The organism is Pseudoalteromonas sp. OF5H-5 (genome assembly GCF_021530695.1).
Taxonomy (GTDB): domain Bacteria; phylum Pseudomonadota; class Gammaproteobacteria; order Enterobacterales; family Alteromonadaceae; genus Pseudoalteromonas.
On record NZ_JAKGBF010000001.1, the window covers coordinates 1 to 21,991 of the forward strand.

Here is a 21,991-nt window from a genome sequence, read left to right on the forward strand (position 1 = left end):
TTTCTAGAGTTATCTCGCGACTCTTTTCTAGAGTTATCTCGCGACTCTTTTCTAGAGTTATCTCGCGACTCTTTTCTAGAGTTATCTCGCGACTCTTTTCTAGAGTTATCTCGCGACTCTTTTCTAGAGTTATCTCGCGACTCTTTTCTAGCGTTATCTCGTGACTCTTTTCTAGCGTTTATCTCGCAATTTCTTTTGCTTTGCGACGTTAACCGTGTGGCCGCTTTTATAGTATGGAGTTGGGTATACGGTTTATTGAGTAGGTGTAAAAGCGAGTTAGCTCTGAGGCAATGACAAGCGTAGAGTGGGAAAGGTTGTTCCCCGGCTTCGCGGATGCCGATGTCAGCCCTTGAACCCTGAGGTTCAAGGCGGAGAGCAACAGCCTACCGTAGGCTTCTCGGTACATGCCGAGCATGCTCAATAGTAAACAAACTGCTATCCTAAACGAAATTTATCGGCTCAGGGACTTAATCAGCTGTCCTACGAGCTAGGGAACAATTACAGTATATAAAACATCTGCCGATCACGAAACCATAGTAATGCAATTTATGTGTTAACCGCGTGCTTTTTACTCGCTTTGTTTAGTGACTAAGCAAACGTTAATCTGAGCGTTTGCTGGCAACGCTAAATTTGCTTAATTTTTCGAAGGCCACAGCTTCTGGACCGTTTCAAACTAACAGAGTAAACAGGTTACTTAGAAAGGAACCGGTGCAGTAAAGGTCATCATCTCTGCAGTTGTTGGATGTGAAATTTGTAGCATCTCTGCATGCAACTGTAGACGTGAAGCCGCCGCTAACGCCTCTCCCGTAGCGTATAGTCTATCACCTAGGATAACGTGTCCAAGCGAAAGCATATGTACTCTGAGTTGATGAGAGCGTCCTGTGATGGGGGTTAGCTTTACGCGTGTTGCTTGTGCTTCATATTCCATAACTTCAAAATGCGTTAATGAAGGTTTTCCGGTCTCATGACAAACCATTTGCTTAGGGCGGTTAGGCCAATCACACACCAGCGGTAAATCAACAGAACCCGTTTGCTGTTGTAATTTGCCATGAACCCGGGCGATGTAGTGTTTGTGGGTTAACCGGTCTTGAAATTGAATACTTAGATGGCGATGCGCTGCTTTATTCATAGCAAGGCACAGCACGCCGGATGTTGCCATATCAAGGCGATGCACAATTCTTGCCGTAGGGTAGACAAAATTCACTCTGGCGATAGCGCTGTCCCAATGCTTTGGATCTTTACCAGGTACGGTGAGTAACCCGCTTGGTTTGTTGATCACCAGCATATCTTCATCTTGGTACAAAATATCAAGATAGGGAGAAAGGGGGGGAGCGTAATTTAGTAACACCAGCTGCCTCAGCATGAACAGAACGAAGCCGGGTATTATATATGAGTTGCTAAGTGAGCGGTAGCGAGAAAGAGAGCCGCAGCTCTCTCTCGGTGTGGGAGGTTTACTGGTTTGCAACCACAATTAAACGAATCGCATCCAACTTAAGCTGCGCTTTTTCAATGTGTGTGCTCAGCTCAGCCCTTTGTTTATCAAATACTTGAACTTCTTCATCACGGATGTTCGGATTGATAGCCTTAAGTGCTTGTAAACGACCTTGCTCATCACCTAATTGCTTTTGCATTTTATCCATCGCGTTGGCTTGAATGCTTTCAAGTTGAGTTTGTGCAATATCGCCAGCTTTAGTAATAAGCGGGTGAATAGCGCTTTGTAGCGCATTAACTAGCTTGCTGCCGGTTTGTCTGCCAACGGCAGAAAGCTGTTGATTGAATGCATCAAACGCCACGTTTTGGGCTAAGTCATTGCCACCTTTATCCATTAGAATACGAATTGGTGTTGGCGGTAAAAAGCGACCTACTTGAAGAGACTTAGGCGCAGAAGCTTCTGCAACGAAGATCATTTCAACAAAGAAAGTACCGACAGGTAGCTTGTTGTTTTTAAGCAGTGCCACTGACGCACAACCAAAGTCATCGTTACAGATCATATCCATTACGCCGCTGACCATAGGGTGATCCCAGCTGATGAAATGCGCATCTTCTTGTGACAGTGAGGTGTTACGGTCAAAAGTCACTGTGATGCCATCGTCTTTCAAACAAGGGAAAGAAGGATTTAGCATGTGCTCGGTTGGTTTGAGAATAATCGTATTCTCGCCTTTGTCTTCTTGGTTAACACCAAAAGTATCAAACACATTAATCATAAATGCAGGCAAAATGACGTCGTTATCCAGCGCTTCAAGTTCAGCAACGATATTATCTGTTTTACCTTGACCACTTGAGTGAAGCTCAAGTAGGCGGTCTCGACCTTGCTCCATCTTTGTGCGCAGCTGTGCGTTTTCTTTTGCGGCTTGCTCCAATAGAGGATCTAATTCGTCTTCGTCACAGTTGTGTTCAGCGATCAGCGCTAACAAATCATCAGAGAAAGACTTATACAGCATTTGCCCTGTAGTGCTGGTGGTTTCGAATGCATCTAAGCCCTCGTGATACCAACGTAGTAATACTTCTTGCGCGGTACTTTCAAAGTAAGGCACGTGAATATTAATGTCGTGCTTTTGACCAATGCGGTCAAGACGGCCAATACGTTGCTCAAGTAAGTCAGGGTTAAGCGGTAGGTCAAATAGCACCAAGTGATGTGAGAACTGGAAGTTACGACCTTCAGAGCCAATTTCAGAGCAGAGCAATACTTGCGCGCTATCATATTCATCAGCAAAAAACGCTGCCGCGCGGTCGCGCTCGATGATAGACATGCCTTCGTGGAACACCGCCGCTTTAATCGCTTCGCGCTCACGTAATACTTGTTCAAGGCTAATTGCGGTTTCCGCTTTGGCACAAATAAGCAGTACTTTTTCGTGCTTTAACTCTTTTAATTTAGCAATCAACCACTCGACGCGCGGGTCAAACTGCGCCCAGCTGCTTCCTTCACCTTCAAACTCTTGGAAGATTTTTTCAGGGAACAAAGCACGCATCGCGTTAAATTCAGGACTTTGAATACCACCAATGTTACCCATTACCGACATTGCTGTTTTGTATTGCTTCGGTAAAGGTACTGGGTATTGATGTAACAAACGACTTGGGTAGCCATCAATGCCACTGCGGCTATTTCTAAATAGAATACGGCCAGTACCATGACGGTCTAGTAGCATAGACAAGATTTCAGCTTTGGCGTCGCTATCGCCACTTTGTGCCTTTGCTAGTAGCTCAGAAATATCGGTTTCTTTTAGCAGTGTACAAAGTGTTTGCTCTTCTTTTGCGTCTAATTTTTTGTCTTGTAGTAGGTTGTTCGCGGCTTCTGCGACTTCTTTATAATGACTTTCTTCTTCAACGAACACGTCGTAGTCGTAGAAGCGGTCTGGATCGAGTAGCTGTAAACGCGCAAAGTGACTGCGGTGACCCAGTTGGTCAGGTGTTGCAGTCAATAAGATAAGTCCAGGAATATCTTGAGAAAGCTCAGCAATACGTTGATATTCGGTGCTTGGCTTTTCCTTTGTGACCGTCAGGTGGTGCGCTTCATCGACAATCAGTAGATCCCAATCAGCGAGTGTGGCTTGTTCAAACCAGCGGCGCTTTTTGGTAATAAACTCTAGGCTAACCAGTACTAGTTGTTCTGTTTCGAATACATTCGGTGCATCTGCATAAGCTTCGCTACAACGCTCTTCGTCAAAAATAGAAAAGTGTAGGTTAAAGCGGCGTAGCATCTCTACCAGCCATTGGTGTTGTAAGTTCTCAGGAACCACGATCAACACACGGTTGGCACGACCTGAGAGAATTTGCTGGTGTAAAATCATGCCCGCTTCAATGGTTTTACCTAGGCCTACTTCATCAGACAGAAGTACGCGAGGTGCAAAGCGCTTACCGACTTCATCGGCAATATAGAGCTGGTGTGGAATAAGGCTAGCGCGCTGACCTATCAATCCTTTAAGGTGAGATTGTTCTTTATCAAACTGGTGTTGCCAAGTTTGATAGCGCAGAGTGTAGCGATCAAAACGGTCGATTTGGCCTGCAAATAGACGATCTTGAGGTTTATTGAACTTGAGGAAGTGATCAAGAAAGGTCTCTTTGAATGAAGTCTCTTCTTCATTATCAACTCGAGTACCATGATAGCAAAATAGTCCATCTTGCTCTTCCACGCTGTCAACACGTAGTTCCCACTCTTCAACATGGCGGATCACATCGCCTGGGTTGAATACAACTCGAGTTACAGGCGCTTCCTGTACTGAGTAAACACGGTTTTCTCCGCTAGCGGGAAATAAAATAGTCACTTGACGCCCCTCAAGTGCCACTATTGTACCTAATCCCAAATCTGATTCGGTATCACTGATCCAGCGCTGACCTAAGGAAAAATTCATGGTTATCTCGTCTATGCAGAAAAAAGGCGGCTATGTTACCTATTCATGTCGGTTTGTTCAAGACACAACAGTGACTCAAGCCTTTATTTATCAGGCACTGACGCCTTTTCTATTTAGTTGGCATGGCAATCGCTAACTAGTTGTTTTTTATAAATATGCAAGTTGGATTTTCTACTGTCATAAAAGCGACTTTTGCGACAAATAGACTAAACTTGAACTATACCCAAAACATAATTAACCGCAGTGTTGTGTATTGGGTATAGCATAATAATCTGTAAACAACAGGAATGCGCTATGGTAAAACAAGACAAAGACCATAAAGTGTACGTGCTCGACACCAACGTACTTCTCCATGAACCACTCGCTTACCTTTCCTTCCAAGAACACGATGTTGTGATTCCCATGACTGTCCTTGAAGAACTCGATCACATTAAAGATCGAAAGAGTGACGTGAGCCGAGACGCAAGAGTTGCCATTCGTGGGTTAGATGATGTGCTTCGCGATGCAACACCAGAGCAAATGCTAGAGGGGGTAGCGCTACCAACATTGAGGATAGAAAGTCACCGAACGCCTTGTTCAGGTAAATTGATTATTGTAAACGATCACCTGTTTCCTGATTCCATCTCCGGGTTACCCGGCAACGAAAATGATCACCGCATTATTAATTGTGCGGTACATTTGCAAACTCAGTACAGCGACAAAAAAGTGGTGCTGGTTACCAAAGACATCAATATGAGACTGAAAGCGAAAGGCGCTGGACTCAAGTATGTTGAAGATTATCGTACCGATCAGCTGATTGACGACATTGCGCTTTTAACCAGTGGCTTTAAAAAGGTTGAAGGCGATTTTTGGCAAAATGTTGGTGAGTGTCAAACGCAGCAGGAAGGGCGATACACGGTTCATGATGTGCCAAAATCACTCGTACCAGATGTGTTCTGTAATGAGTATCTGATAGATGATACTAATCACTTCGCAGCTCGGGTTGTGGGATACGATTCTGAGCACATTCGATTAAAAGACTTAGGCGTTGAACGTTTGATGCACCGTCAAGCATGGGGAGTGAAACCGAAGAATATCAACCAAGGTATGGCGTTGGATGCATTACTTGATACTGACATTGAGCTGGTGATATTAACAGGACCTGCGGGGTGCGGAAAAACCTTATTGGCGCTTGCCAGTGCGCTTGAAATGATCATCGAAAAAGGAATTTACGACAAGGTAATTGTGACGCGAAATACGCCTGAAATAGCTGAAAGTATTGGCTTTTTACCAGGCACGGAAGAAGAGAAAATGGCCCCTTGGCTTGCGGCAATCACAGATACCTTAGAAGTGCTTCACAAACACGATGAAAGCCCAGTGACTAGCCGAAACTATATTATGGAAAAGGCGAACATTCAGTTCAAATCGGTGAATTTTATGCGTGGCCGAAGTATTCAAAATGCGGTCGTTATTTTACAACCCCGAATTGGGGATATTTTAAAGTTTTTACCCCCTTGTTTTTATTGGCCTGTAGAAAAAGTAAAAAGAATTTCCAAAAAAATTGATTACCTTAGCTACTCTGAGCAGTCTCTCAACAATAAACCTTTACTCAAAATTTGTAATTTACAAGAAAAGTACAACACAAAGCCTAGCAACGATTCAATCTTTTGGGAGGCTGCGTAATGAAAAGCTCTATTGATAATCGAAATCCTCGTGTACTAGACACATCTGCATTAGTACATGATCCAAAATCTATTTTTAGCTACAAAGATGATATTTACATCTGTCTAACTGTCCTTGAAGAGCTTGATAACCTGAAAGAAAGAACTAATAAATCGGTAAGTGCCGATGCCCGTATGTGCATTAGAATGCTTGAAGACATTATAAATGGACATACAGCCGAGGAAATGGAAATAGGTATTCCTTTACCATCTACCGAAACAGCCCAGAGAGGAAAGCTTTTCATTGGAATTGACACTCAATTGGATCTGGCTAAGGAGTTAAAGCACGGGATAGGAAGTGATGCTGATAACAGAATAATTAATTATGCTTTATATCTTCAAAAAGAACTCAATAAAGACGTAATAATTGTTAGCCGTGACATTAATATGCGCTTGAAAGCTCGAACCGTAGGGGTCATGGCAGAAGACGTTGCCGTAGATAATCAAATATCAGATATTGATCTTTTATACACAGGGGTACAAGCCTTTAAAGGAGATCTTTTTGATCGAATTAAATCAGACAAAGACTTCAAGGTTTCAGGAGAAGTTTATACTTTCCCAATAAGTCTATTTAATGATGAAGTTCAGCCAAACATGTATTGGTACGATGAAGCTGGACACATTGGGCGAATTTCAGAAGTAACAGATACTGAGGTATTCACAAAGCTATTGCCTCGTAAACAAGAAAAAGTATGGGGCATTTTGCCTAAAAATCAGCGTCAGTCGGTAGCTTTAAGCCAATTAACAGACCCTTACTATGATTTAAATATCATCCTTGGTCCTGCTGGCTCCGGAAAAACTTTTTTGGCAGTTGCTTCGGCGCTGCATCAAGTATTGGAGTTGAAAAAGTACAAAAAAATCGTTGTGGTGCGCTCCAGAGACTTTATGGACGACGATCCGGGATTCTTACCGGGGGATTTAACTGAAAAATCAATGCCTCTTCTGGCAGGTATTACTGACGCATTAATTTCGATGCACTCGGATGATAATCATGAAGGAAATGTCTACGCTACAGTCGAGCATGTGATTGAAAAAGCCAATATAGAATTTACTAGCATGGCTTATTTTCGTGGCCGTTCAATAGACGATGCTGTTTTAATCATTGATGAAGCTCAAAACATGACTAGAGCGCAAATCAAGGGCATGTTAAGCCGTGGTGGGAAAAATTGTCGGACAATCGTATTGGGCAACCTAGCCCAGATTGACGATAAGTTTGTAACACCTGCTTCTTCTGGTGCAAGTGCGGCTGTTAATGTGTTTCGTCATTATGAAAAAGGATCAGTGCTGATTTTTGATGAAGTAGAGCGTAGTAGCTTGGCTGAATTCACTGAAAAGAATATGTAGGCATCAAACTACCATTCACATTTCCTTATAATATTGCGACAATGGCCACTGCTTTTTGCAGTGGCTTTTCAGAGAAGCCCGTTCCCACGAAAACAGGACGAAATGGATTTACTCTGAACTAAAAGATTAAATATTCACATAAAAACTGAGTGACATAGGTGCGTGGCCTAGCGTTGCCGTTTTTTGGTGTATTGATGTCTTTTAAAAAAGAAGACCTGCTAGTAAATATAAAAAGGCAGGCAAAACGATTATCTAAATTATTAACTATTCCCCTTGGACAAGCCCAAGAAGGGGCAGCTATTTGTCTATATGGCTGTGACAGTTACAGCGATTTACTAGTAAAAATAAAAGCTGAATCCTTTGACAACCCAATGATAGCACTGTCTGCACTCTCACCAAACTCGGAAATATTTTTAGTAAAAATATTAGCTAGCCACCTAGATAGCATTATTGGAAATTTTGAAAAAAAATTTCCCGGCTCCAATATAAATGAAGAGATGGTCGTATCCTTGTTTGGGCTTAGCTTTTCAGAGTTCAAACTCAAAATATCTACCTAAAGTTGTACAAATACGTAAGTTGTCATTTTGTTTTTTGGCGATATTATAATAAGAAGGCTGAACGGACAGCCTACGCCTACACATGTTTTTCGCCTTGAAAAACGTGAACAGTGAAGCGGAGCATCCGTAAAAATTTGGTTATTTGAACAATAAATAAAGCAATGTGTTGGTAGGCCATTGTTTATTAGAAAGTTGTTTGGAGAACTAAATGATCTCACTTTATCAATTAAAGAATAAACTCAATAAACAAGCAAAAGAGTTTGCTGAGTTATTAGAGTTTCCTGATCTTTACGCCCAAGGCCTGTGGGCTAGAGGTGTTTATAACTGCCCTCATTTTTCTGATACCCATAATAGCCTCACTGAAGCATTTGAACAGAAAAAACTGGATTCAATTCTAAAGCACGATTCCCTGAAATACTTAATGATCAATGAATACGATGATCAAGAAATTATTGAATCGCTTCATAAAGAAATTGAGTCAATGGCAAACCGTATTGAAAGCCTGATGCTGGTAGATATCGAAACATTAGAGTTAGTTTCAGTGATATACCAAGTATTAGGGTTGCCAGAAGATGCCAAGTTTATTGTAAACACTGGTGCTGACTTTAGGCTGGAGTGGCGACCATATTTCGATGCTTTTGATGATCCGTTGATAGTTCAATATGCAGATTTAAAAGTTCATGGTTGTTATTTCAGGCTCATAGCTTCAAAGTTTCCGGTTGAAAAGCTTTCCTTGAATGACATTAAAAAATACATGTACATCAATCATGTAAACCATGATAGTGAGTTCGAAGGCTGTATTTCTGAAGGAAATACATTTTCTAAGCATGAGCACTGGCTGGTGTTGACACTTGAATTATTCCGTAGCGGCAAAGTAAATAAGGCTCAGTTCAATCCAACAACCTTCAAAATCGAAGGTATGCGCTATTTGGTATATGGCTTCCCACTGATTCCTTCCTTTGTATCTGATTGGCACAAACCTGATTTATGTCTACAGGTTAAAAATCTAGATGGTGATCAAAAGTTCATTGTTCGTATCGATCAGCAAGCTCTTGTTTTCCATGCACGACGTGTCGATACCAATTTTTTTAACACCATCGATTATGAAAAATATATTTCGTTGTATCAGTCTAGCGTTCTGTCACATTTTGATGCTGACAACAATTTACTAAAAGTTAATGGAGTTAAGTACCTTAGTTTTTTCCGCCCGTTTTGCCTAGAAGATAAGAAGGAAGCACAAGCATGAGACCAAGAGTAAAACTAACTAACGCAACACTTATCTCAATTAAATCTGACTTAGAAGATAAGGTTGAACAGGTGCTTTACGCTACTTTTGCTGAGGATAGTAAGAACGGTAAAAAAGGTGAGGCTTTGTTTTCCACGAAAGTCATGGAAGTAAACGGTCTTGAATATAGAACTTTTGGTGCTGACTTTTATATCTTAGATGCAGAACCCCAAAAGTTTGATGTAGATGTATTTGAGTTCAATTTAATGCATGAGTGTATGTACTCTCCAAATGAGCTATTAGAGTTGCGAGAAATGCTCCCTGCTGGCTATTAGTAGGGAGTAACAAATGGACAAAACATATTTAAAGGATGCTTACATACTCTCGGTCTATGACTATAAAGACTTTGAAAAATCATTTCTTGGGGAGTTTTTGTCAGGGGTTGTTATTGACGATGAAACATTCAGATTTCGGCCATTTCAGCAAATCGTGACTTCAAAGATTGTTAGCAAATCTGCTGATGAGGATAAGTTAGAAATATACACACATAGTGGGAGTTGTTATGTGATTGATGCTGACCATAAGTTAATTGATATTTCGTTTGTTGAGCTGGTTGTTATGAGAGCAGGAGCTTATTCGGCAGATCGAGTTTTAGAAATGAGAGAGCAACTTAAGTCTCAAAATAAAAGCCATTGAATAGCGAAGATAAGAAGTCTGATGAGATTATTATTTGTACACTAATTCATATTATTTGTCACTTACCTCTTTGAAAAAATTGACGTTAGTCAAATATTCATAAATGTTTACATGACATCAATTTACTTATTCGAAAATTTGTATTAGCATAGACCATGTATATTTTTATGAGAATTTTATGTCTAAAGCATTTTCAAAAGTCTTAGTAATAACGCTTATGCTGGTTGCCTTTGTAGGGCAAGCATTTGCGTATTCTGCTATGCCTTGCGAAATGTCATCAGGTTCTCACGAATCACACATGAACATGAACATGGATCATGGTGATATGAATAAAAGCAGTAATGGTCAATCAGAAGATTGTTGTGACGTTGAATGTATTTGTCCTGCAAATGCTTGCTCATCTACGACAGTCCTAAATTCCAGTGTTGACTCGACAGATATTCAAATATTGCGTGAATCTGTAGCTGCTCTGCAATCTAAACAACCTCATTCAATTTCCACTTCCCTTTATCGTCCACCAATTTTTGCCTAATACAGGATTAGTGCGTCTAAATTTCGCGCACATGTAATTAATTTTTCTGTTAGTCAATATAGCGTCGTAGCGCTATAGATATTTTCCAGCGATGTCTGGGGGCAAAAATGATCAATAAGTATTTAAAAATAGCAGTAGTAATGCTGCTTTCACCTGCGTTTGCAAACGCCAACGAACATAACCATGCACACAATAACGACGTAACACCTTTGGAGTTAATCGTTTATAAAACCCCTACTTGTGGGTGTTGTAAAAAATGGATAACTCATATTGAAGACAAAGGGATCGTTGCGCATTCCAAAGATTTCCGAAACATCGGCAACATCAAAACTAAGTATGGTATCAAACCTAATTACCGTTCATGCCACACGGCAGTGAGTAGAAATGGATTTGCCTTTGAAGGTCATATACCAGCTAAATTTATTCAGCAGTTCTTATCAGAAGAACATCCCAATGCGATTGGGCTTTCAGTTCCAGCAATGCCAGTTGGCTCTCCCGGTATGGAAGTCGATGACCGCTTTATGCCATACAACGTGTTAATTCTATTTAAAGATGGAACGAGCAAAGTCTATGCAAAAGTTAAGACATACGAGGAGCAATTCTAATGAAATTGAACTCTTCAAACCTTACTTCACTTTCAACTGCATTAATACTCGGCTTATCTGTATTCTCAGCTCAAGCTGAGAAAGTAGTGTCGCTTGAACAAGCTATCACCTTAGCTCAGCAAAATGATCCTTGGCTTCATGGTAGCCGATTGAAACAAAGTGCAGTTGAAAATAGAAGTATTGCTTCAGGTACTTTGCCTGATCCGAAAGTATCGCTAGGGATAATGAATTTACCAACAGATACTTGGGATTTAGATCAGGAAGGAATGACTCAGCTAAAGGTTGGCGTCTCTCAAATGTTTCCGAGAGGCGACAGTCTAGAGATCAAGAAAGACCAGTTACAAATTGAGTCCACGAAATTTCCACTGTTACGAGAGGATCGTAAAGCTAAGTTGAAAAGCCAAGTGTCACAACTTTGGTTAGATGCTTACTTAGCCCAACAAACTATTAAATTGATTGAAGATGATTGGGCGCTCTTTGAGCAGATGGCGGAAGTTACTAAAGCTAGCTACTCAAATGTTGTTGGTAAAACCAGACAACAAGATGTTATTCGTGCTCAATTGGAAATCGTGCAGTTAGATGACCGATTAACTTCGCAAAAGCAGAAACTAGAAACAACAATCGCTCGCCTTAATGAGTGGCTTCATATCTACGATGCTGCTGGCTTGAATGAATCATTTAACTTTGATACGCAACCATTAGAGTTTAGGGTTTCTAAAAAGTTGCCTGCAATTCATTTGAACAATTCAACAGTCCTAAAAGCATCTAATTACTCAAGAAATCTATTGGCTCAGGAGCTTTCGAATCACCCAGCCATACTTGCAATTGATATAAAACGCAAAGCTTCAGAAAAAGCAGTTGAGTTAGCTAAACAGCAATATGAACCGCAATGGGGTGTTAATGCTAGTTATGCCTATCGGGACAATATGCCCTCTGGTGATAGCCGAGCTGATTTATTTTCTGTTGGAGTAACGTTTGATTTACCCTTGTTCACCGAGAACAGACAAGATAAGCAAGTTGCAGCTTCTATTGCAGATTCAGAGACTATTAAAACCGAGAAACTATTACTGACAAAGCAAATGATCAGTATGGTGGAAAAGGAGCTTAGACAGCTTAAGCGTTTATCTGATAGGCAATCTATCTATCAAGAACAACTCCTTAAACAAACTCATGACCAAGCAGAAGCGTCATTGACAGCTTACACAAATGATGATGGCGATTTTGCCGAAGTTGTTCGAGCAAGAATCGCAGAATTAAATGCCAGAATATCAGCCTTAAGAATTGATGTTGACGCACTTAAAACAGTTGCTCGTATCAACTATTTCTTTGCACGTTCTCAATCTAACTCAAATGCTGAACATAAGTCGATGCAAACTTCACACAAAACTAATCAGCACTTATCCAATCAGCAATTTGGAGAAAAATAATGTCAACGAATACTAAAACAATTATTGCCATCATCATTGGTGCTGCGCTAGGCGCAGGAGTATTGAGCTTATATCAAGGTGCAGGGTCAAACAGTAATACAGATGAAACAACATCAGCAGAGAAAAAGCCTCTGTATTGGGTTGCACCGATGGATTCTAATTACCGCCGGGACAAGCCCGGTAAGTCGCCTATGGGGATGGATTTAATTCCTGTGTATGAGGAAGAATCATCTGGTGATGATTTTGGTCCCGGAGCAGTAAAAATTGCGCCTCATGTAGTGAATAACCTAGGGGTTCGCACTGCACCTGTTGAGCTGAAAAATATGCATACTGAAATATCAACGGTTGGTTACGTTCAATATGATGAAGATAAGCTAATTCATATCCACCCACGTGTTGATGGTTGGATTGAAAAACTCTATGTCAAAGCGGCAGGTAACCCTGTAGAGAAAGGGCAGCCTCTTTATACACTGTATTCTCCTCAGTTAGTTAACGCGCAAGAAGAACTTTTAATAGCTTTAAAGCGCGACAATAGTTCCTTAATTTCGGCGGCGAAAGATCGCCTTAAAGCGTTACAGCTTTCAGCAGATTTCATTCAAAAGCTAGAAAAGACTAGAAAAGTTCAGCAAACCATCACCTTTTATTCACCACAAGCAGGTGTTGTTGACGGTTTGAAGATTAGAGAAGGCTTTTATGTCAAGCCGGGAAACACCTTATTAAGCATTGGTCAACTAGATCAAGTTTGGGTTGAAGCAGAAGTGTTTGAACGTGACGCAGCCTTAATTAAAGAAGGACTGCCTGTATCAATGACACTGGATTATTTACCCGGAGAGGACTGGGCTGGTGTCGTTGATTATGTTTATCCAACATTGAATAGTAAAACACGCACACTCAGAGTGAGACTGAAGTTTGACAACCCAGACTATCAATTAAAACCAAACATGTTTGCACAAGTCTCTATTCACGCTAATCAAGCTGATAGCACGATACTCGTACCTAAAGAAGCCGTCATTCGCACAGGTAAACAAGACAGAGTTGTACTTGCCTTGGGGGATGGGCAATTTAAGTCTATCGAAGTGACAATTGGCCGGGTTGATATCGATAGTATCGAAATCTTAGAGGGTCTTAATGAAGATGATGTTGTGGTGACATCTGCTCAATTCTTGATTGATTCTGAATCAAGTAAAAACTCTGATTTTAAACGAATGACTCATGACGAAGTGCCTAGCTCTGTTTGGATGGAAGGCGAAATCAACAGCGTCATGGCGGGACATCGTATGGTTAATATTACTCATGGTCCTGCTGAGGCTTGGGATTGGCCTGAAATGACAATGGACTTCGATGTAGGTGAAAAGGTAGATATTGATTCACTGAAGTCTGGTCAATCTTTGCACTTTGAAGTGAGCAAAACCGAAGAGGGTGGATATGAAGTTACTGGAATTCATATCATGAGTGAGCCTGCTGATATGAGTGAAGAAGTATCATCAGCAACAGTATCAGGTTTAATTAATGCGATTGATATTGATACACGGATTCTAAATATTAGCCGAGGCCCAATAGAGAAGTGGGATAGACCTGCTGCGACGATGGATTTTATCGTCGCGGACAATATAGAAATAGTTGATTTCAATGTTGGTGATAATGTCACTTTCACTTTTGAGGTTAGGGATGACTTAGTTATCACTGAAATCTCTCTTGAATCAGATGAACAACACGGCAAGGAAAATAAAGCTGCTGTTGATCATTCTAATCATTAAGTGGGAGAAAAATAATGATTGAATCAATTATTAGATGGTCTATCGGCAATCGTTTCTTTGTTTTGTTGATTACCTTAATTATCGCGTTTGGTGGTTTGTATTCATTACAAAAAACGCCAGTAGATGCACTCCCAGATCTTTCTGATGTGCAGGTGATAATTAAGACGAGTTATCCGGGACAGGCACCACAAGTTGTGCAGGATCAAGTGACATTTCCACTTACTACAGCGATGCTATCAGTGCCGGGGGCGCAAACTGTTCGTGGTTACTCATTCTTTGGTGATTCCTACGTCTACATTATTTTTGATGATGATACTGATTTGTATTGGGCTAGAAGCCGAGTACTTGAATACTTAAGCCAAGTAGCATCAAGCCTGCCTGATTCGGCAAAACCTCAATTAGGACCTGATGCAACAGGTGTGGGTTGGGTATACATTTACGCTTTAACAGATAAGTCTGGAAACCATGATCTAAGCCAATTAAGAAGCATTCAAGACTGGTTCTTAAAGTATGAACTACAAACTGTTCCGGGCGTGTCCGAAGTTGCCGCCGTTGGTGGTATGGTTAAGCAGTATCAAGTGCAAGTAGATCCTGACAAATTGAGAGCTTACGATATTCCTCTAAGTTTAATACAAATAGCCTTACAAAAAGGGAACAAAGAAACTGGCGCATCCGTTGTGGAAATGGCTGAAGCTGAATATATGGTTACCGCAACGGGGTATATTCAATCAGTTAGTGATATAGAGAAAATTCCACTTGGTATTAACGAACAAGGCACGCCGTTGCGTATTGGTGATGTTGCCAACGTTAACCTTGGTCCTCAAATGCGCCGTGGTATCGCAGAACTTAATGGCGAAGGCGAAGTTGTTGGTGGTGTTGTCGTTATGCGCTTTGGTGAAAACGCTCAACAAACCATAAATGGGGTAAAAGAAAAGCTTGAGTCGCTCAAATCTTCTTTACCAGAGGGGGTGGAGGTTGTCCCTGTCTATGACAGATCGAAGTTAATAGATCGTGCTGTTGATAACCTTTGGAGCAAGTTGCTAGAGGAGCTTGCGGTCGTGGCTATTGTCTGTGTTGCTTTCCTATTTCATCTTCGCTCATCAATTGTGGCAGTTGTTACTCTACCATTAGGTATATTGGTGTCATTCATCATCATGTATATGCAAGGCATCAATGCCAATATTATGTCTTTAGGCGGTATCGCTATTGCTATTGGTGCGATGACTGATGGTGCAATAGTGATGATTGAAAATATGCATAAACATATGGAGAAAACACCACTAACAGATGAAAATCGCTGGCAAATTGTAGCTAAGGCTGCGAGTGAGGTAGGCCCTGCATTATTTTTTAGCTTGCTGATCATAACTGTCTCATTCTTACCTGTGTTTATCTTAGAAGCGCAAGAAGGAAGAATGTTTTCACCGCTCGCCTATACAAAAACCTATGCAATGGCTGCATCAGCAGGCTTGGCAATAACATTGGTGCCTGTTTTGATGGGCTACTTTATTCGAGGCAAAGTCGTCTCTGAAAAGAAAAACCCGTTAAATCGATTATTGATTGCTATCTACATGCCTGTTTTAAAGCAAGTCATGAAGTTTCCAAAATTGACAATAGTCGCAGCAGTATTAGTGACTATCGTTGGTTTTTGGCCTGTCGATAAAATTGGTAGTGAATTCATTCCGCCATTGGATGAAGGCGACCTTATGTATATGCCTACTACATATCCCGGCATTTCAATCGGTAAAGCAAGAGAGTTATTGCAGCAAACGGACAAGCTTATTCGCACTGTGCCAGAAGTTGAAACTGTATTTGGTAAAGTAGGACGAGCTGAAACCGCAACTGACCCTGCGCCTCTAACCATGATTGAAACCTTTATTCAATTGAAGCCACGGGAGGAGTGGCGAGAAGGCGTGACAACTGAGTCGTTAAAAGCTGAGTTTGATAAGTTGGTTAAATTTCCGGGCTTAACCAATGCTTGGGTCATGCCAATCAAGACCCGCATTGACATGTTAGCTACAGGTATAAAAACGCCTGTCGGTATTAAAGTCGCCGGACCAGAACTTGATGTAATTCAGGATATCGGCCAACAAATAGAACAACTCTTGCCAGAAGTGACAGGCACAGCGTCAGTTTACTCTGAACGAGTTGCAGGTGGACGATATATCAAGGTTGATATTTCACGAGATAAATCAAGTCGCTTTGGGTTAAATATCGAAGATGTCCAACAAGTAGTTTCTACTGCGATTGGCGGTATGAATGTGACACAAACGATAGAAGGTCAAGAGCGTTACCCTGTTAATCTGCGCTATCCGCAAGATTATCGAGATTCTCCTGAGCAGCTAGCACGATTACCTGTTGTAACACCAAGTGGTCAACGCATTGCACTAGGTGATGTTGCTGATATTCGAGTAGAGAATGGCCCACCGGGTATTAAAAGTGAGAATGCCAGAATCAATGGTTGGACTTTCATTGATATTGATAGCGTTGATGTAGGTACTTATGTTGAAAATGCTAAAGAACACTTAGCAAATAACCTGACATTACCAGCAGGCTATTCAATTACTTGGGCTGGACAATACGAATATATGGAAAGAGCGAAAGAAAAGCTCACCTATGTATTGCCTTTAACACTCGCCATTATTGTTATTCTGCTTTACCTGAATTTCAGAGCGTTTAGTGAAGTGGCTATCATTATCGTTACCTTGCCGATGGCAATGATCGGTGGGTTATGGTTGATGTATCTAGAAGGGTTTAATTTCTCAGTAGCTGTTGGTGTGGGCTTTATCGCTCTAGCTGGTGTTGCGGTTGAGATTGGCGTGATAATGCTGGTTTATCTTAATCAAGCACTTGCTGAGCTTAAGGAAAAAGCGGTGGAGCGAGCAGAACTCATCTCAGATGATGCATATCAAGATGCATTATTGCACGGTGCTGGCTTACGAGTTCGTCCAGTAATGATGACAGTTGCAACAATCATTATCGGCTTGATGCCCATTTTATATGGTACAGGAACAGGTTCGGAGATTATGAGTCGTATTGCTGCACCTATGGTAGGCGGAATGACAAGTGCTGTGCTACTCACTCTTATTGTGCTCCCAGTAATTTACTCAATCGTTAAAAAGCCAGAATTAAACGCCTTTAACAAGGAGCTTTCTAAGGCGGAGCTAAAAAGTAATGCTTAGCGAAGTTAAGAAACCATAAATAGCAATTTCAATAAACTAAAATAGAGGTAAATATGAAAAAACTAATTAAATTTTTAACCGTAATCAGTGTCGTTTTTAGTAGTGCGGTATTTGCGCATGTGCATCTTGAAAAAAGTGTGCCTGCTGATAATGCAATGCTAATGAATCCTCCAGAAGAGTTAACTTTGGTGTTCACCAAAGAGGTACGGGTTGTAAAAGTTTCATTGGCCAATAAACAAGGCGAAGAATTTAAATTTGGATTCGAGCCTTCTAAAGTCGCTACTAGCAAATTTACATGGAAACTACCTAAATTAGCTCCTGCAAACTATGCTGTGGATGTAACCTTCTTAGGTAACGATGGTCATAAAATGAAACATAGCTTCGGCTTTATGGTTCACTAAAATAGGCGGTGTGATTGATATGGAAATGTATATCTGGAATACAGTCATTGTACTGTCAAAAATTGTATTTTACGCCGGCTTTGCCTGTATTGCAGGTTATACATTTTTCAGGCAAATATTTGAGAATAATGAATCTCATACTAATGCTGTAATAGCGAATTTAACGTGGACAAGAACTTATATAGTTATGGCTTTGATCGCTAATATTACTTGGTTCTTTGCCAGTACTGGTGCAATGGCAGAAGAGGGAATTCAGGGGGCGATAGACGCTGATATATTGGCTATTATGTGGGACTCCTCTGTCGGCAATGGAGCTTTGCTTCGAGCGCTTGGGCTAGTTACCGCAATAATCGCTTTAGCTTTAAGGTTCAAACTCGCTGTGAACTCGTACTTAAAACAAAGCGCTTTAATGTTGAGTTTATTAATCCTTGCATACTCATTCACGTTACTGGGTCATATTTCTGAGTTAGGCACAATTGAAAAAGGCTTGCTTATTTTGCATGTGCTCGTTATGGCATGGTGGTTTGGGGCGTTATTGCCACTAAAACAGGCTTGCCATCAGCTAAGTTATGCAGAACTTCATTTGCTGATGGAAAGCTTTGGCAAACAAGCAAGTTTTACAGTGAGCCTATTGTTGGTAGCAGGCCTCTGGCTCGTGATTCAATTGGTCGGAAGTCTTGATGCACTAATAAGCTCAAGTTACGGACAAACACTGTTGTTTAAATTGGCCCTTGTAGTGTCTATTTTGGCACTTGCTGCTAAACATAAACTAATACTCGTTCCACAACTTAAAAATAGTCAAGGCAGAGAGGCTTTATCTAAATCTATCTCGATAGAAATGCTAGTAGCTTTTGCCATTTTATCTGTAACGGCTGGGCTTACTAGTGTTGTTGGCCCTGCAAATTAAAACCTAAAAGAGAGAATGAAAATGAAAACAATAAATATATTACTCGTTTTATTAATGACGTTTAGTTTCGCAGCAAACGCTCATGGTGATAAGAACAAAGACAAAGGTTTGTTTAAAGGTATAGATACCCCTGCCGCAAAAGTTGTTTTGGCATTTCATCAAGCACTTGAAACTGGCAATCAAAAACAGGCTAGAGCGCAGTTAGCAGATGATGTCACCATTTTCGAGGGAGGCCGCGTTGAAAGGAGCGCTGATGAATATGCTCATCATCATATGTTGTCGGATATGAAGTATTTAGCAGCGATGAAGAGCGACACACTTGAACATCAAGTGACGATACTTGGAAATACCGCTATCTCTGCGTCGCGTAGTCAAACTACAGGTACTCATAAAGGTGTTGAACGCGATTATCAAGGCATGGAAACGATGGTGCTGGAAAAACAAAATGGTGAATGGAAGATTAAGCACATTCATTGGTCACATTAACTTATTGATTAAATAACGGAGTACAAAATGAGAATTAAAAGTCCATTACATCAAGTTTCTACGCCACGTAGACGCTTTGTACAAGGTGTAATTGCTGGCGGTGTATTAGCTGCTTTTCCAAGTGTTCTTCATGCAGCTTCATCTTTGATTGCTGGAACTTCAACAGGTACTGCGCCCGAACTAAGTGGAGAAGTAATAGATTTAGTGATAGATGAGTCACCCGTAAACTTCACAGGTGTTGTAAGAATGGCTACAACAATCAATGGCTCAATACCAGCTCCTACCTTGCGCCTCAGAGAAGGTGATGACGTTACTATCAGGGTAACTAATAAATTATCAGTGCCGAGTTCAATTCATTGGCATGGGATCATTCTTCCGTATCAAATGGATGGCGTACCGGGTATTAGCTTTAAAGGTATAATGCCGGGTGAAACCTTTGTTTATAAATTTAAGCTGCAACAAAGCGGCACATATTGGTATCACTCACACAGTGGCTTTCAAGAAATGACAGGTATGTACGGCGCATTAATTATTGAGCCAAGAGAAAAGGATATTATTAGTGCTGACAATGAGCATGTCATCCAATTGTCTGATTGGACTGATGATGACCCAATGGATTTGTTTCGCAAGTTAAAAGTACAGGGCGATGTATTTAACTTTAATCAACCTACTGTTCCAGAGTTTTTTGATGACATTTCAAATAGCAGCGTTTCAAATGCGCTACAACGCCGGGAAATGTGGAATAAAATGAGAATGAACCCTACAGATCTTGCAGACTTATCAGCATCTGCAATGACTTTTTTAATGAATGGTTGTGCGCCTTTGACAAACTGGCGTGGAATGTTTAAAGCTGGCGAAAAGGTTAGGCTTAGATTTATTAACGGTTCTAGCAATACGTTTTTTGATGTAAGAATACCTGAGCTGAAGTTAACAGTTGTACAAGCTGATGGACAAAATGTTGAACCTGTGACAGTAGATGAATTTAGATTTGGTCCCGGTGAAACTTATGATGTACTTGTCGAGCCAAAAAATGATGCATATACGATTTTTGCACAAAGCATGGATCGCTCAGGTTATGCTAAAGGTACTTTATCAATGGCACCTAACGTTGATGCACCAGTACCTTCTTTAGACCCCGTTGAGTGGTTAACGATGACAGATATGATGGGCAATATGACCCATGATAGTGTGCATTCTACAATGGCTGATACGGCAGGTATGTCGGGCATGAATTCTAATAAAATGGATCATAGTGCAATGGGTCATGGAGCGATGGCAATGGATCATAGTAAACATGGAATGACTAAAAACCCATTAGCTGTTGCTAGCACTAAAGTGCGTCATGCAAAAACAGAGTATGGAGCTTCTGTTGATATGCGTGTTGATATGCCTAGAACAAACCTTGATGATCCCGGTATAGGTTTACGTAAAAATGGACGCCGTGTTTTAACACTTGCAGATTTACATTCTCTTGAGGGAATTACAAACCAGCAAGAACCAGAGGCTGAAATTGAATTACATTTAACTGGAAACATGGAGCGTTATAGCTGGTCATTTGATGGCTTGGAATTTGGAAAAAGCACGCCAGTTCACATGAAGCATAATCAACGTTTAAGAGTTATTTTACAAAACGATACAATGATGACACATCCCATGCACCTGCATGGTATGTGGAGCGATTTGGAGAATGAAAAAGGTGATGTACAGGTTCGTCGCCATACTATCCCTGTACAACCAGCGCAAAGAATTAGTTTTTTAACAACACCTCATGACGTAGGTCGCTGGGCATGGCATTGCCATTTATTATTCCACATGGATGCAGGTATGTTTAGAGAGGTAGTTGTATCATGAAAAAATTAATACTAACCAATACCTTAAGACTATTATTAATAGGTTTGCCCCTTATAAGTGTATCTGTATCTGCAAAAGATGAGATGACTGAGATGGGTGATCCTAAAATGCAAGCACAAGGTGGAGATGCACCTAAAGATGCTAGAGACCCCCATGCTTATGCAGCAGGTACAACTTTGACTGAAGGCCCTTACGCACTCAGTAGCGACAAACGACTGACTTTGGCAGATGAGCATTCATTTTACGCGCTACTAGGGGATCGTCTTGAATATAATGAGCAAACAAACGCAGGTGTTTTTGACTTTCAGGCATGGTATGGCACTACTTTTGATAGATTAGTCATCAAAACTGAAGGAGATTTTAGCGAAGGTAATTTAGAGGAGAACCAAACAGATTTTCTATGGGGCCACGCAATATCTGCTTATTGGGATACACAAGTCGGTATTCGACTTGATTACAATAACGAAGGTGAAAACCGCAAATGGCTAGCTTTTGGTTTACAAGGTCTAGCCCCCTACTGGTTTGAAATTGATATGACTGCGTATTTAGGAGAGCAAGGTAATAGTGCATTTTCGATCGAAGCTGAGTATGAGCTATTACTTACTCAAAAGTTAATTGTTCAACCACGAGCAGAGTTGACGCTTTACGGTAAGGATGACGTCCAAAATAACCTTGGTAGTGGCTTGTCTAGCAGTGCTATTGGTTTTCGGGTTCGTTATGAGTTTACCCGCCAGTTTGCTCCCTATGTTGGCGTTGAGTGGACAAATAAATTTGGTAATACAGCCGACTTTGCGAAGTTAAATGGGCAAAGTACTCGTGATACTGCTTTTGTTGCAGGTATCAAGTTCTGGCTCTGATGTGAAGAAATACTATATTGACTTGATGAGAGCTACCGCAACTATATTGATGGTAGCTTTCGTTTTTTGGGATTTAAACCATTTTAGTTATGTTAGGAAAGGCCTAGCTAATAGTTTT

19 protein-coding genes and 1 other RNA gene are annotated in these 21,991 nt (G+C 40.9%); 17 read left to right on the top strand and 3 right to left on the bottom strand.

Annotated elements, in window-relative coordinates; translation table 11 throughout:
- Positions 1-314: 314 nt before the first annotated feature.
- The 3 genes from ssrS to rapA all read right to left on the bottom strand — a co-directional run bounded on the left by ssrS (position 315) and on the right by rapA (position 4,349).
- A non-coding RNA gene (gene ssrS / locus L1271_RS00005) (6S RNA) lies at positions 315-497 on the bottom strand.
- Positions 498-694: 197 nt separating this feature from the next.
- A complete protein-coding gene (gene rluA / locus L1271_RS00010) occupies positions 695-1,348 on the bottom strand; it encodes a bifunctional tRNA pseudouridine(32) synthase/23S rRNA pseudouridine(746) synthase RluA (protein ID WP_235366504.1) in 654 nt (217 codons plus the stop codon).
- A 103-nt stretch (positions 1,349-1,451) separates the two neighbouring features.
- Positions 1,452-4,349, bottom strand: coding sequence for an RNA polymerase-associated protein RapA (rapA, locus tag L1271_RS00015; protein WP_235366505.1), 2,898 nt, complete (start codon positions 4,347-4,349; stop codon positions 1,452-1,454).
- Between rapA and L1271_RS00020 the strand changes: the two genes are divergently transcribed.
- The 17 genes from L1271_RS00020 (at position 4,348) to L1271_RS00100 (ending at position 21,873) form a co-directional block, all read left to right on the top strand.
- Positions 4,348-4,485 (top strand): hypothetical protein, encoded by a 138-nt coding sequence (locus L1271_RS00020; RefSeq protein ID WP_235366506.1) that lies wholly within the window; start codon positions 4,348-4,350, stop codon positions 4,483-4,485. The two genes, rapA and L1271_RS00020, sit on opposite strands and share 2 nt — an antisense overlap.
- Positions 4,486-4,643: 158 nt before the next feature.
- The gene (locus L1271_RS00025; RefSeq protein ID WP_235366507.1) at positions 4,644-6,011 is read left to right on the top strand and encodes a PhoH family protein; all 1,368 of its coding nucleotides are present in this window, start codon (positions 4,644-4,646) and stop codon (positions 6,009-6,011) included.
- Positions 6,011-7,393: a PhoH family protein gene (locus tag L1271_RS00030; RefSeq protein ID WP_062566157.1), complete on the top strand. Its 1,383-nt coding sequence runs from the start codon at positions 6,011-6,013 to the stop codon at positions 7,391-7,393. Before L1271_RS00025 ends, L1271_RS00030 begins: the two co-directional genes overlap by 1 nt.
- 194 nt (positions 7,394-7,587) lie before the next feature.
- On the top strand, positions 7,588-7,950 hold the full coding sequence (locus tag L1271_RS00035) for a hypothetical protein (protein WP_062566156.1): 363 nt from the start codon (positions 7,588-7,590) through the stop codon (positions 7,948-7,950).
- A 208-nt stretch (positions 7,951-8,158) separates the two neighbouring features.
- Positions 8,159-9,196: a hypothetical protein gene (locus L1271_RS00040; protein WP_045979611.1), complete on the top strand. Its 1,038-nt coding sequence runs from the start codon at positions 8,159-8,161 to the stop codon at positions 9,194-9,196.
- On the top strand, positions 9,193-9,510 hold the full coding sequence (locus L1271_RS00045) for a hypothetical protein (protein ID WP_045979610.1): 318 nt from the start codon (positions 9,193-9,195) through the stop codon (positions 9,508-9,510). The genes L1271_RS00040 and L1271_RS00045 overlap by 4 nt, the downstream gene beginning before the upstream one ends.
- Positions 9,511-9,523: 13 nt before the next feature.
- A complete protein-coding gene (locus tag L1271_RS00050) occupies positions 9,524-9,871 on the top strand; it encodes a hypothetical protein (protein WP_235366508.1) in 348 nt (115 codons plus the stop codon).
- 178 nt (positions 9,872-10,049) lie between these two features.
- Entirely contained in the window at positions 10,050-10,403 is a 354-nt protein-coding gene (locus L1271_RS00055; RefSeq protein WP_235366509.1) for a hypothetical protein, read from the top strand.
- Positions 10,404-10,510: 107 nt separating this feature from the next.
- Complete coding sequence (locus tag L1271_RS00060; RefSeq protein ID WP_004589252.1) at positions 10,511-11,008, top strand: DUF411 domain-containing protein; 498 nt, start codon at positions 10,511-10,513, stop codon at positions 11,006-11,008.
- On the top strand, positions 11,008-12,435 hold the full coding sequence (locus tag L1271_RS00065) for a TolC family protein (protein ID WP_235366510.1): 1,428 nt from the start codon (positions 11,008-11,010) through the stop codon (positions 12,433-12,435). The genes L1271_RS00060 and L1271_RS00065 overlap by 1 nt, the downstream gene beginning before the upstream one ends.
- Positions 12,435-14,192 carry an efflux RND transporter periplasmic adaptor subunit gene (locus L1271_RS00070; protein ID WP_055022008.1) on the top strand — a complete coding sequence of 586 codons (1,758 nt, stop codon included), beginning with the start codon at positions 12,435-12,437 and terminating at the stop codon, positions 14,190-14,192. The genes L1271_RS00065 and L1271_RS00070 overlap by 1 nt, the downstream gene beginning before the upstream one ends.
- A gap of 14 nt (positions 14,193-14,206) precedes the next feature.
- Positions 14,207-17,371 (top strand): efflux RND transporter permease subunit, encoded by a 3,165-nt coding sequence (locus L1271_RS00075; RefSeq protein WP_235366511.1) that lies wholly within the window; start codon positions 14,207-14,209, stop codon positions 17,369-17,371.
- A gap of 53 nt (positions 17,372-17,424) precedes the next feature.
- On the top strand, positions 17,425-17,772 hold the full coding sequence (locus L1271_RS00080) for a copper resistance CopC family protein (protein ID WP_010558032.1): 348 nt from the start codon (positions 17,425-17,427) through the stop codon (positions 17,770-17,772).
- 19 nt (positions 17,773-17,791) lie between these two features.
- Positions 17,792-18,679, top strand: a complete 888-nt coding sequence (locus L1271_RS00085) for a copper resistance D family protein (protein ID WP_235366702.1) — start codon at positions 17,792-17,794, stop codon at positions 18,677-18,679.
- 15 nt (positions 18,680-18,694) lie between these two features.
- On the top strand, positions 18,695-19,165 hold the full coding sequence (locus tag L1271_RS00090; protein ID WP_008467847.1) for a YybH family protein: 471 nt from the start codon (positions 18,695-18,697) through the stop codon (positions 19,163-19,165).
- A gap of 27 nt (positions 19,166-19,192) precedes the next feature.
- Positions 19,193-21,016 (top strand): copper resistance system multicopper oxidase, encoded by a 1,824-nt coding sequence (locus tag L1271_RS00095; protein WP_010558029.1) that lies wholly within the window; start codon positions 19,193-19,195, stop codon positions 21,014-21,016.
- Positions 21,013-21,873 (top strand): copper resistance protein B, encoded by an 861-nt coding sequence (locus L1271_RS00100; protein ID WP_182724336.1) that lies wholly within the window; start codon positions 21,013-21,015, stop codon positions 21,871-21,873. The genes L1271_RS00095 and L1271_RS00100 overlap by 4 nt, the downstream gene beginning before the upstream one ends.
- Positions 21,874-21,991 lie beyond the last annotated feature (118 nt).

What these genes read in the sequence shown, in the direction of transcription:
- L1271_RS00025 (WP_235366507.1), top strand. Translation starts at nt 4,644, where the DNA reads ATGGTAAAACAAGACAAAGACCATAAAGTGTACGTGCTCGACACCAAC.
- L1271_RS00030 (WP_062566157.1), top strand. Translation starts at nt 6,011, where the DNA reads ATGAAAAGCTCTATTGATAATCGAAATCCTCGTGTACTAGACACATCT.
- L1271_RS00075 (WP_235366511.1), top strand. Translation starts at nt 14,207, where the DNA reads ATGATTGAATCAATTATTAGATGGTCTATCGGCAATCGTTTCTTTGTT.
- L1271_RS00040 (WP_045979611.1), top strand. Translation starts at nt 8,159, where the DNA reads ATGATCTCACTTTATCAATTAAAGAATAAACTCAATAAACAAGCAAAA.
- L1271_RS00080 (WP_010558032.1), top strand. Translation starts at nt 17,425, where the DNA reads ATGAAAAAACTAATTAAATTTTTAACCGTAATCAGTGTCGTTTTTAGT.
- L1271_RS00045 (WP_045979610.1), top strand. Translation starts at nt 9,193, where the DNA reads ATGAGACCAAGAGTAAAACTAACTAACGCAACACTTATCTCAATTAAA.
- L1271_RS00090 (WP_008467847.1), top strand. Translation starts at nt 18,695, where the DNA reads ATGAAAATGAAAACAATAAATATATTACTCGTTTTATTAATGACGTTT.
- L1271_RS00100 (WP_182724336.1), top strand. Translation starts at nt 21,013, where the DNA reads ATGAAAAAATTAATACTAACCAATACCTTAAGACTATTATTAATAGGT.
- rapA (WP_235366505.1), bottom strand. Translation starts at nt 4,349, where the DNA reads ATGAATTTTTCCTTAGGTCAGCGCTGGATCAGTGATACCGAATCAGAT.
- L1271_RS00070 (WP_055022008.1), top strand. Translation starts at nt 12,435, where the DNA reads ATGTCAACGAATACTAAAACAATTATTGCCATCATCATTGGTGCTGCG.
- L1271_RS00085 (WP_235366702.1), top strand. Translation starts at nt 17,792, where the DNA reads ATGGAAATGTATATCTGGAATACAGTCATTGTACTGTCAAAAATTGTA.
- L1271_RS00035 (WP_062566156.1), top strand. Translation starts at nt 7,588, where the DNA reads ATGTCTTTTAAAAAAGAAGACCTGCTAGTAAATATAAAAAGGCAGGCA.
- L1271_RS00060 (WP_004589252.1), top strand. Translation starts at nt 10,511, where the DNA reads ATGATCAATAAGTATTTAAAAATAGCAGTAGTAATGCTGCTTTCACCT.
- L1271_RS00055 (WP_235366509.1), top strand. Translation starts at nt 10,050, where the DNA reads ATGTCTAAAGCATTTTCAAAAGTCTTAGTAATAACGCTTATGCTGGTT.
- L1271_RS00065 (WP_235366510.1), top strand. Translation starts at nt 11,008, where the DNA reads ATGAAATTGAACTCTTCAAACCTTACTTCACTTTCAACTGCATTAATA.
- L1271_RS00020 (WP_235366506.1), top strand. Translation starts at nt 4,348, where the DNA reads ATGGTTATCTCGTCTATGCAGAAAAAAGGCGGCTATGTTACCTATTCA.
- L1271_RS00050 (WP_235366508.1), top strand. Translation starts at nt 9,524, where the DNA reads ATGGACAAAACATATTTAAAGGATGCTTACATACTCTCGGTCTATGAC.
- L1271_RS00095 (WP_010558029.1), top strand. Translation starts at nt 19,193, where the DNA reads ATGAGAATTAAAAGTCCATTACATCAAGTTTCTACGCCACGTAGACGC.